This window comes from Pseudomonas sp. PDM18, from assembly GCF_014852585.1.
Taxonomy (GTDB): domain Bacteria; phylum Pseudomonadota; class Gammaproteobacteria; order Pseudomonadales; family Pseudomonadaceae; genus Pseudomonas.
Window position 1 is genome coordinate 470,473 of the sequence record NZ_JACVBX010000001.1, and the last position, 10,500, is coordinate 480,972.

Genomic DNA, 10,500 nt, shown 5'->3' on the forward strand with positions numbered 1-10,500 from the left:
ATAACTCTGTTGAAAGCCACCCTCGATACCCCCAGAAGGCCCGAACCATGAGGGCTGCAGACAGATCGGCGATTTTTTGTTCACCCCTTTAAATGCGTTAAAAATCATGCAGTTGCGGCTAAGCGATGGGCTCACCAATGTCAAGGGGAGGACATTGTTTCATCTGCGTCAAATATGTGCATAAGGGTAACACCGGCGCGAAGGTTACTCCCATTCAGACCCGGCGGTCAGCGCAGCGTTCCAGAGCGCTTCCCGCACAAATGAAAACGCCCCGTGGGTAACGGGGCGTTTTCTCTGGTACGAAGGTACTCAGTTACTTCTTCGGTTCTTCCGCCGGAGCTTCTGCAGCGTCAGGCTGGTTCGGATCCTTGATGGCCAGCAGTTCCAGGTCGAATACCAGGACCGAGTTGGCCGGGATGGTCGGGCTCGGACTCTGGGCGCCGTAGGCCAGCTCGCTGGGGATGAAGAGCTTGATCTTCTCACCGACGTGCATCAGTTGCAGCGCCTCGACCCAACCCGGAATCACGCCGCCCACCGGCAGGTCGATCGGGCTGCCACGCTGGATAGAGCTGTCGAAGACCGTACCATCGACCAGCTTGCCTTCGTAGTGAACGGTGACGACGTCGGTGGCCTTGGGCTGCGCGCCGTCGGCTTTCTTCACGACTTCGTACTGCAGGCCGGACTTGGTGGTAACCACGCCCTCACGCTTGCCGTTTTCCTCAAGGAATTTCTTGCCGGCTTCCAGGGCCTCGGAATTCTTTTTAGCGACTTGCTCTTCAGCGCGCTTCTGCAGGGCGGTAAAGGCTTCGGTCAGCTCTTCGTCGGTCAGCTTCTGCTTCTGTTTGCCGACGGCGTCTTCGATACCCAGGGCGACGGCTTTTGAATCCAGGTCATTCATGCCTTCCTGGGCGAGGCTCTTGCCCATGTTCAGGCCGATGCCGTAGGAGGCTTTCTGCGCAGGAGTCTTGAGTTCCACTTCGGCGGCCTGTTTGTCGCAGCCCGCGAGAACCAAGCCGACCAGCGCGATCGCTGCCGCCAACCGATGTTGTTTCATGCTGAATCCTTGTCTTTGCGCCGTCATGGCTGAAGTAATGAAGCCGCGAGCTTATCAGGCGCTCGTGGCCAGTGGCTATGGGCAATAGGAACCACTACCGGGGGAGAAGTTCCCACAGCAAACTTATAAGAAAATTAACAGGATAAGTCAGACGGCCAGCACGCAATCGCTGTGATCGAAGCGGGCAACTTTCGACGGGAAGTTTTCGCAGGAAAGCCTGCCGCCAATAAAAAGGCAGACAAAGAAAAAGCCCTCAGGCATTGCTACCTGAGGGCTTTTCGAATTATGGCGCAGCGGACGGGACTCGAACCCGCGACCCCCGGCGTGACAGGCCGGTATTCTAACCGACTGAACTACCGCTGCGTCGGACCTCGAGTGGTGGGTGATGACGGGATCGAACCGCCGACCCTCTGCTTGTAAGGCAGATGCTCTCCCGGCTGAGCTAATCACCCTTCGTCTCGAAGTGGGGCGCATTCTACGGAGGACATTTACACCTGGCAAGCCCCCGGATGAAAAAAATTTTCAGATGTTCCAAAGGCTTAGATGAAGAGAGCGAATGACGAAACGGGGTTGGCCTGAACCGCGCCGAGCGGAATAATGCATCCTTTGTGTCCAGGAGTTAGCCCCTCATGTGGTTCCGCAATCTGCTCGTGTACCGACTCACCCAGGATCTGCAGATCGACGCCGATGCCCTGGAGAAAGCCCTGGCCAGCAAGCCGGCGCGCTCCTGCGCCAGCCAGGAACTGACTACCTACGGTTTCTCCGCACCTTTCGGCAAGGGCCCGGATGCCCCGCTGGTGCACGCCAGCGAAGGCTTCTTCCTGGTCAGTGCGCGCAAGGAAGAGCGCATCCTCCCGGGCAGCGTCGTGCGTGACGCGCTAAAGGAGAAGGTGGACGAGATCGAAGCCGCGCAGATGCGCAAGGTCTACAAGAAGGAGCGCGACCAGATCAAGGACGAGATCGTCCAGACCCTGCTGCCGCGCGCCTTCATCCGCCGTTCGGTGACCTTCGCCGCCATCGCCCCGAGCCTGGGGCTGATCCTCGTCGATACCTCCAGCGCGAAAAAGGCCGAAGATCTGCTCTCCACCCTGCGCGAAGCCCTGGGCTCGCTGCCAGTGCGCCCGCTGACCGTGAAGACCGCGCCGACCGCCACCCTGACCGACTGGGTGAAGACCCAGGAAGCCGCCGGCGACTTCTTCGTCCTCGACGAGTGCGAGCTGCGTGATACTCACGAAGACGGCGGCGTGGTGCGTTGCAAGCGCCAGGACCTGACCAGCGAGGAAATCCAGCTGCACCTGACCTCCGGCAAGCTGGTCACCCAGCTGTCCCTGGCCTGGTCGGACAAGCTGTCCTTCGTCCTCGACGACAAGGTCGCGATCAAGCGCCTGCGCTTCGAAGACATGCTGCAGGAGAAAGCGGAGCAGGACGGTGGAGAAGACGCCCTCGGCCAGCTCGACGCCAGCTTCACCCTGATGATGCTGACCTTCGCCGAGTTCATCCCGGCGCTGATCGAAGCACTCGGCGGCGAAGCGATGCCCGAAGGCATCTGATGCCCCGGCAGGCGCCGCCTCCGTGCGGCGCCTGACACCATAAAAGGCCCACATAAAAAGAAGGACGGCCCATGCGTGCTCTCATCCTGCTCAGCCGCTTCATGGGCAACACCTTCGCCCTCTGGGTGCTGCTCTTCGCCATCCTTGCGTTCTTCGTCCCCTCCCTGTTCACTCCGCTCACCGCCGCCATTGTGCCCATGCTCGGCGTCGTGATGTTCGGCATGGGCCTGACGCTCAAGGTCGAGGACTTCGCCGAAGTCGCCCGGCATCCCTGGCGCGTCACCCTCGGCGTGATCGCCCATTTCGTCATCATGCCAGGCATGGCCTGGCTGCTCTGCCAGCTGATGCACCTGCCGTCGGAAATCGCTGTGGGCGTCATCCTGGTCGGCTGCTGCCCCAGTGGCACCGCCTCCAATGTGATGACCTGGCTCTCGCGCGGCGATCTGGCGCTATCGGTAGCCATCGCCGGCGTGACCACCCTCCTCGCCCCGCTGCTGACCCCGGCGCTGATCTGGCTGCTGGCCTCGGCCTGGCTGCCGGTATCCTTCGGCGCGCTGTTCTGGTCGATCCTCCAGGTCGTCGTGGTGCCTATCGTTCTCGGCCTCGCAGCCCAGCGACTGCTCGGCGCGCGGGTGCGCCATGTGGTAGACGTGCTGCCGCTGATCTCGGTGATATCCATCGTCATCATCGTCGCCGCCGTGGTCGCCGCCAGCCAGGGGAAGATCGCCGAGTCCGGCCTGCTGATCATGGCCGTGGTAATCCTGCACAACGGCTTCGGGTTCCTACTCGGTTATTTCACCGCCAAGGTCTTCGGCCTGCCGCTGGCGCAGCGCAAGTCACTGGCCCTGGAAGTTGGCATGCAGAACTCCGGCCTTGGCGCGGCGCTGGCCAGCGCGCACTTCTCGCCGCTGGCGGCAGTTCCCAGCGCACTGTTCAGCGTCTGGCACAACATCTCCGGCGCGACGCTTTCCACCTGGTTCCGCCGGATGACCGAGGCGCCAGCCACCCAGGAAAAGCCCCCACAATAGGGCAGAAAACGAGCGCCGGCTTGCCCGGCGCACCGATTTTGTGCAAAATACTGCACATTGTGAGGACGACCTCACCACCTTCCGGTGCTCCAGCGGGGACGGCCCTCATACCATCCACCGTCTGGAGAGCTCCATGTCCTGGATCATTCTGTTCGTCGCCGGCCTGTTCGAAGTCGCCTGGGCCGTCGGATTGAAATACACCGAAGGTTTCACCCGTCCGATACCGACCGCTCTGACCGTGCTGGCGATCATCACCAGCATGGGCCTGCTTGGCCTGGCGATGAGAAACCTGCCGCTGGGCACCGCCTACGCCATCTGGACCGGCGTCGGCGCGGTGGGCACCGTCATCGTCGGCATCGTGCTGTTCGGCGAGTCCATGGCGCCGGTGCGCCTGCTCAGCGTTGCGCTGATCCTGTGCGGACTGGTCGGCCTGAAATTGAGCCACTGACGCTGTATCGGTTCTCGATACCGGCGGGCTGTCGCTTTCCCGAAAATTTGTCGGTATGCTCCGGACCACTGTGTTTGCTTGGGTCACTGTGGCTCGTGACCTGGTGGGGCCATTCCCCATCACCCGGCTTCGACTGCACCTTGCAACTCAGGAAGAGCGCGGACTGTTCCGCAAAACAATATTCAATAGTTCAAGGTGTATCTCCATGTCGAATCGTCAGACCGGCACCGTCAAGTGGTTCAATGACGCCAAGGGCTTCGGCTTCATCACTCCGGAAAGCGGCAACGATGTCTTCGTTCACTTCCGCTCGATCCAGGGCAACGGCTTCAAATCGCTGCAGGAAGGCCAGAAGGTCTCCTTCGTTGTGGTTGAAGGCCAGAAGGGCCTGCAGGCTGACGAAGTTCAGGTGATCTGAACCGCGACACGCCCATGAAAAAGCCCCGGCAATGCCGGGGCTTTTTCTTTGCCGCGAGAAAAGTCAGCGCGCCGCACCACGCAGCGCAGCGACCTGTTCCTGCAGCACCAGGCGCTTGGCCTCCTCCGGCGCCATTGGCTGGCCGGCCACCAGGCAGACCCGCGACCACAGGCGCCGGAAGAAGCCCTTCTGCGGGTCGCGGCTGAAGAAACTGCCCCACAGTCCCTGCAGCGCCATCGGGATCACCGGCACCGGGGTCTCCTCGATGATGCGCTCCACGCCGCCGCGGAACTCGTTCATCTCGCCATCCAGGGTCAACATACCCTCGGGGAAGATGCATACCAGCTCCCCTTCCCGCAGATACTCGGCGACCTTGGCGAAAGCCCTCTCGTAGGTCTGCGCATCTTCGTTGCGCCCGGCGATGGGTACGGCGCCCGCGGTGCGGAAGATGAAGTTAAGCACCGGGATGCGGAAGATCTTGTAATACATGACGAAGCGTACCGGGCGACGCACGGAGCCGGCGATCAGCAGCGCATCGACGAAGGACACGTGGTTGCATACCAGCACGGCCGGACCTTCGTCGGGGATGGCTTCGAGGTTGCGATGGTCGACCCGGTACATCGAGTGGGTCAGCAGCCAGACCAGGAAGCGCATGGTGAACTCGGGCACGATCTTGAAGATGTACACGTTCACCGCGACGTTCATCAGCGAGAGCACGAGAAACAGCTCGGGGATCGACAGCTTCGCCACCGACAGCAGCAGGATCGAGACGATCGCCGCGACCACCATGAACAGCGCGTTGAGGATGTTGTTGGCGGCGATCACCCGCGCACGCTTGTCCTCCTCCGTGCGCGCCTGGATCAGCGCATACAGCGGCACAATGTAGAAGCCGCCGAAGATGCCGATGCCGAGGATGTCCGCCAGCACCGCCCAGGACTGCGAGTGCTCCAGCACTGCCAGCCAATTGTAGGGCTGCTCGCCTTGCGGGAAGCCGCCCGAATGCCACCACAGGAGGATGCCGAACAGGCTCAGGCCGATGGAGCCGAAGGGCACCAGGCCGATCTCCACCTTCTTGCCGGAAAGCTTTTCGCAAAGCATCGAGCCCAGCGCGATACCGACTGAGAACACGGTGAGGATCAGCGTCACCACGCTCTCATCGCCGTGCAGTAACTCCTTGGCGTAGGTCGGGATCTGCGTCAGGTAGACCGCGCCGAGGAACCAGAACCAGGAGTTGCCCACCAGCGAGCGCGACACCGCCGGACGCTGGCGCAGGCCGAGCAGGAGGATGCTCCAGGACTGGCGGAAGATGTTCCAGTCGACCTTCAGGTCGGGCAGCGCGGCGGCGGCGCGGGGGATGTTGCGGCTGGCAAGGAAACCACAGACCGCCACCAGCACCACCGCAACGCCGACGCCGGCGGCGTAGTCCTGCCGCGACATCAGCACGCCCGCACCGATGGTGCCGCAGAGGATGGCGAGGAAGGTGCCCATTTCCACCAGGGCGTTGCCGCCGACCAGTTCGTCCTCGCGCAGGTGCTGCGGCAGGATCGAGTACTTCACCGGGCCGAACAGCGCCGAGTGGGTGCCCATGGCGAACAGCGCGAGGAACAGCAGTGGCAGGCTGCCGAACACGAAGCCGGCGGCGCCCACCGCCATAATCACGATCTCGGCCAGCTTCAGCGCGCGCATCAGCGCGTCCTTGTTGAACTTCTCGCCGAACTGTCCGCCCAGGGCGGAGAACAGGAAGAACGGCAGGATGAACAACAACGCGCAGAGGTTGACCAGCAGGTTGCGGTCGCCGCTGACGGTGAGGTGGTAGAGGATCGCCAGGATCAGCGACTGCTTGAAGATGTTGTCGTTGAACGCACCCAGCAGCTGGGTGATGAAGAAGGGCAGGAATCGCTTGGTGCCCAGCAGGGCGAATTGCGAGTGTTGAGACATCGTCCTTGTATACCTGCGTAGCGGCCTTGAGCCGGAATGACAGCACGGATATGACGGCAACCGCATGGAGAAAAGCCACATTTCCCGCACAAATCCATTCGAACAGCGCAATTCGTGCAAGAAAAAGCCCGTCGCGAAGGACGGGCTTTCCAATGGACCGGCGCGACGTCAGAAGCCGACGCTGCCCTGCACGTAGAAGGTGCGCGGCTCGCCGAGGTAGATGCCGGCGTTGTTGTCGCTGGAGCGGGTGTAGTTCATCTGGTCGAAAATGTTCTTCACCCCGGCGGCGACCTTCAGGTTCGAGGCCTGCGGGCCGAAGTCGTAACCGACGCGGGCATTCCACAGCACGTAGCCGGGAATGTCGCCGTACTGGCCGTCTGCGGTCGGCTCGGTGATGTAGTTGCCGGTGAAGCTGCCGTTGGCGTTGGTGATCGGGCCGGGCGCGCGCTGCTTCGACTGGGCGAAGCCGTCGAAGTTGTAGGTCCAGCGGTCATGCTCGTAGCGCAGGCCGATGGTCGCCACCTGGCGCGAGTACAGCGGTAAATCGCGGCCCTGGAAACCGGGGATTTCGCCTTCGTAGGTCGCGCGGGTGTAGGTCAGGGTGCCATAGGCGGTCAGGCCGGCGAGCACCGGGTCGAGCGCGGCCATGTCGTAGTGCGCCGAAGTCTCGATGCCCTGGTGCTTGGTCGCCCCCAGGTTGGTCCAGCCCACGTCGTTGCTGATGTACTGCAGCTCGTCGTCGAAGTCGATGTAGAACAGCGTGACTTCGCCACCCCAGGTGCCGTTGTCGTAGCGGGTGCCCACTTCGTAGGTCTTCGCCTTCTCCGGCTGCAGGCCGCTGGCGGTGTCGTTGCCGCTGCCGCCCTGGCCGAGCTGGAAGTACTGCAGGCTGCCGAAAGAGGTCTCGTAGTTGGCAAACAGCTTCCACTCGTTGGACAGGTGATACATCACCGCCAGCGCCGGCAGCGGCTCGTTGTAGTCCTTGCTGCGGTTCTTCTCCTGGACTGGCTTGCCCTTGTTGTCGAGCACCGGGCGCTCGTGCCAATCGGTGGAGATGCGCTCGAAGCGGATGCCCGGGGTGACGGTCCAGTTGCCCACGTCGATCTTGTCGTCGAGGTAGATGGAGTTCGCCTCGGTGCCGCCGGTGCGGTCCTGGTAGGTGTGGCCGTCGGCGCCGGGGATCGGCGTCGGGATATTGTTGACCAGACCTACCTGGCTGGCGCGCTCGTGCATCGCCTCCTTCAGGTAGCGGTAGCCGATGCTCGCTTCCTGGGTAGTCGGGCCGACCATGAAGATCTTCGACACGCGCGGTTCGATACCGAAGGTGTGGTAATCGCGCGGGTACGACGCCAGGGTCTTGAGGTCGCGGTTGGCGATGGTGCTGCCGCGGAAGCTGTCGCTGTAGTAGGTCAGCACCTCGACCTGGGTGAGGTCGTCGATCTGCCGCTTGTACTTGAGCGAGACGTCCTTGCGGCGGCCGGTGAAGTTGTCGTAGTCGCGCACCGACTGGTACGGATCCTTGTCAAACTGCGCCTGGGTCAGGCCGCCGGGCATGTCGGCGCCGCCGTCGTAGTAGTGGAAGTTGGCGGAAAATTCGTCGGCGTCGGTGGGCGCCCAATGGGTCTTGAACATCACGTCGTCGATGTCGGTGGCGTCGTTGCCGTCGCGATAGCCCGCGCCTTTCACGCCCGAATACAGCAGCGCAGCGCCCATGCCGTTGTCGGCGGTGCCGCCGAGGAAGGCGTTGTAGAGCTTCTTCCAGCCGCCGTGGGAAGCGGTTTCCACGGTGCTGCCGACATCGCCGGAAAACTCCCTGGGGATCGCGCGGGTGACAAAGTTGATCACCCCGCCGACGTTCTGCGGTCCGTAGCGCACGGAACCGGCGCCACGCACGACGTCGACGCTGTCGAGGTTACCCACCGACAGCGGGAACATCGACAGTTGCGGCTGGCCGTAGGGCGCCACGGCGGCCGGGACGCCATCGATGAGCACGGTGGAGCGCGGCGACAGGCGCGAAGTCAGGCCGCGCACGCCAACGTTGAGTGACACATCGCTGCCGCCGGTGCCGTTGTTGTCCTGCACCTGCACGCCGGGGATGCCGCGCAGTACGTCGCGCACGTTCTGCGCGCCTTCTTCGATCATCTGCTCGCGACGCACCACGGTGCGCGCGCCGGGGTGGTTCTGCACCACTTGCTGATCGGCCTCGCCAAGCCAGTCACCGACCACGGTAACGGTCTCCAACTCCTTGGTCTCTTCCTCAGCCTGCGCAGGCACCAGAGGTGTGGCCAGGGCCACGGCGATCGCCAGGCGCGACCAAGAACGAACGTGCGACATACTTCCCCCTCCCCGGGTACTTCGTTAAGGGGCGGGAAATTAGAACTGATTGTAAATTTTGTAAATGCAAATATATCGCAAATGAAAAAATATTCCGGTTGACTCAAATTCTCTTTTCGGCATCTCGAACGACTGTTCATCAGCCTCGGCAATCGGCCAGCAGCCTTTCGGTGGCGGGGTATGGCTGGTAACGGTGCAGGAAGAATCAGACGGGACTGAAAGACCGCGTACAGGCCTGACGGTACTTGCCGGGACCGACCCCATAGGCCTGCTTGAACTGCCGACTGAGGTGGCTCTGGTCGGCGAAGCCCAACTGCATCGCCACGTTAACCGGCATGCAACCCTGCTTGAGCAGCGCCCGCGCCTGTTCCAGCCGGCGCTGCTTGAGCCAGGCGTGGGGCGGCAGGCCGGTGGCCTTGCGGAACACGCGAGCGAAGTGGAAGGGGGACAGCCCGACGGCGGCGGCCAGTTCTTCCAGCGATGGCGGCTCCATCAACCGCGAACCGAGCAGTTCGCGGGCGCGGGCCACGGCGACGGGCTCGTTGCCGGCAGCCGGTGCCTCGGGAATCCGCGCGTGGCGCTGGAACAGCAACAGCAGCGCCTCGCGCCAGCAGGTCTGGCGTTGCAGCACAGTGGCATCGGAATCCACCAGACTGTGGGCGGCGAACAGCGCCTGCACCAGCTCGGGGTCGAACACCACGCTGGCGTCGAACGACGGCGTGCCACGTCCCCCCAGCTCCAGCTCTTCCAGCACGCCGGAAACCTGCGCCAGCTCCGGGTAGAACCCGCGATAGCGCCAGCCGGCGTCGTCGGCCTTGGAGCCGGTATGCACCTCGTCGGGGTTGATCAGCACCACGCTGCCCGCCGGCGCGAAATGCTCGGCGCCGCGATGGTGGAAGCGCTGGGCGCCCTGCTCGATCATCACGAAGGCGAAGCCTTCATGGACGTGGGGCGAGAACACCTGCTCGATGTAACGCGCGTGCAGCAGCTCGACGCCGCCCAGCTCCTGGGCGCGCCAGAAACGGGTGCGTTCGCCGCTCGCGTGGTGTTCTGCCATGGTCCTGCCTCGATGCCGCACCGCTGCTCTGCAGACCGCGCGGGGTCGATCACCTTACACCGCCCCTTCAGCCGTTGAAACCGGCTTCCAGCGCAGCCTTCACCTGCGGCCATTCCTGGTCGGTGATGCTGTAGAGGATGGTGTCGTCCAGCCGCCCGCCGGCCAGGCGCCGGTGGTTGCGCAGCACGCCCTCACGCACCGCGCCGAGCTTCTCGATGGCGCGCTGGGAGCGCTCGTTGCTGGCGGCAGTCTTGAACTGCACGCGGACCATCTTCCAGCTGTCGAAGGCGTGGCGCAGCATCAGGTACTTCATCGTGGCGTTGAGGCCGCTGCCGTGCTGGGCCTGATCCAGCCAGGTGGCGCCGATCTCGCAGGCCGGCAGCGCCGGGAGGAAGTCCATGAAGCGCGTGGTGCCGACGATCTGGTTGCCCAGGCGCACCACCAGCGGCAGGGCGCGGCCCTCGCGCTGGTCCGCCAGGCCCTGGCGGTACCAGTCCGGGCGCCCCGGCGCACTCATGAACTGCAGGACATCGCGGTTCTGCTCCGCCAGCGTCACCAGGTCCGGCACGTCGGCCTCCACCATCGGCTCCAGGCGCAGGGCCCCGCGCTGCAAGGTGATGGGTAACGGTCTGAACATGGCGCCCTCCTCGACACACGACGCGAAATCATCGCTCAC

The 10,500-nt window shown here is 63.4% G+C and carries 8 protein-coding genes, 2 tRNA genes and 1 pseudogene; 4 read left to right on the forward strand and 7 right to left on the reverse strand.

Annotation, left to right across the window (positions count from 1 at the left end):
- Nucleotides 1–313: 313 nt before the first annotated feature.
- From IB274_RS02140 to IB274_RS02150, 3 genes are all read right to left on the reverse strand, one after another.
- Nucleotides 314–1,054: an FKBP-type peptidyl-prolyl cis-trans isomerase gene (locus IB274_RS02140; RefSeq protein WP_192430455.1), complete on the reverse strand. Its 741-nt coding sequence runs from the start codon at nt 1,052–1,054 to the stop codon at nt 314–316.
- A gap of 286 nt (nt 1,055–1,340) precedes the next feature.
- Nucleotides 1,341–1,417 (reverse strand) — tRNA-Asp (locus IB274_RS02145).
- Nucleotides 1,418–1,430: 13 nt separating this feature from the next.
- Nucleotides 1,431–1,506 (reverse strand) — tRNA-Val (locus IB274_RS02150).
- 177 nt (nt 1,507–1,683) lie between these two features.
- Here IB274_RS02150 and rdgC point away from each other — a divergent pair.
- From rdgC to IB274_RS02170, 4 genes are all read left to right on the forward strand, one after another.
- A complete protein-coding gene (gene rdgC / locus IB274_RS02155) occupies nt 1,684–2,604 on the forward strand; it encodes a recombination-associated protein RdgC (RefSeq protein ID WP_192430456.1) in 921 nt (306 codons plus the stop codon).
- 71 nt (nt 2,605–2,675) lie between these two features.
- Complete coding sequence (locus tag IB274_RS02160; protein ID WP_192430457.1) at nt 2,676–3,632, forward strand: bile acid:sodium symporter family protein; 957 nt, start codon at nt 2,676–2,678, stop codon at nt 3,630–3,632.
- Between the two features lie 133 nt (nt 3,633–3,765).
- Nucleotides 3,766–4,080 (forward strand): quaternary ammonium compound efflux SMR transporter SugE, encoded by a 315-nt coding sequence (sugE, locus tag IB274_RS02165; RefSeq protein ID WP_017522056.1) that lies wholly within the window; start codon nt 3,766–3,768, stop codon nt 4,078–4,080.
- A 205-nt stretch (nt 4,081–4,285) separates the two neighbouring features.
- The gene (locus IB274_RS02170) at nt 4,286–4,495 is read left to right on the forward strand and encodes a cold-shock protein (protein ID WP_138215253.1); all 210 of its coding nucleotides are present in this window, start codon (nt 4,286–4,288) and stop codon (nt 4,493–4,495) included.
- Between the two features lie 63 nt (nt 4,496–4,558).
- On the opposite strand, the gene IB274_RS02175 is transcribed toward IB274_RS02170, so the two are convergent.
- The 4 genes and pseudogenes from IB274_RS02175 to IB274_RS02190 all read right to left on the reverse strand — a co-directional run bounded on the left by IB274_RS02175 (nt 4,559) and on the right by IB274_RS02190 (nt 10,478).
- On the reverse strand, nt 4,559–6,433 hold the full coding sequence (locus tag IB274_RS02175) for an MFS transporter (protein ID WP_192430458.1): 1,875 nt from the start codon (nt 6,431–6,433) through the stop codon (nt 4,559–4,561).
- A gap of 168 nt (nt 6,434–6,601) precedes the next feature.
- Nucleotides 6,602–8,767: a TonB-dependent receptor family protein gene (locus tag IB274_RS02180; protein WP_192430459.1), complete on the reverse strand. Its 2,166-nt coding sequence runs from the start codon at nt 8,765–8,767 to the stop codon at nt 6,602–6,604.
- A gap of 205 nt (nt 8,768–8,972) precedes the next feature.
- On the reverse strand, nt 8,973–9,824 hold the full coding sequence (locus IB274_RS02185; protein ID WP_192430460.1) for a helix-turn-helix transcriptional regulator: 852 nt from the start codon (nt 9,822–9,824) through the stop codon (nt 8,973–8,975).
- Between the two features lie 67 nt (nt 9,825–9,891).
- Nucleotides 9,892–10,478 (reverse strand): annotated as a pseudogene (locus tag IB274_RS02190) (GNAT family N-acetyltransferase).
- Nucleotides 10,479–10,500 lie beyond the last annotated feature (22 nt).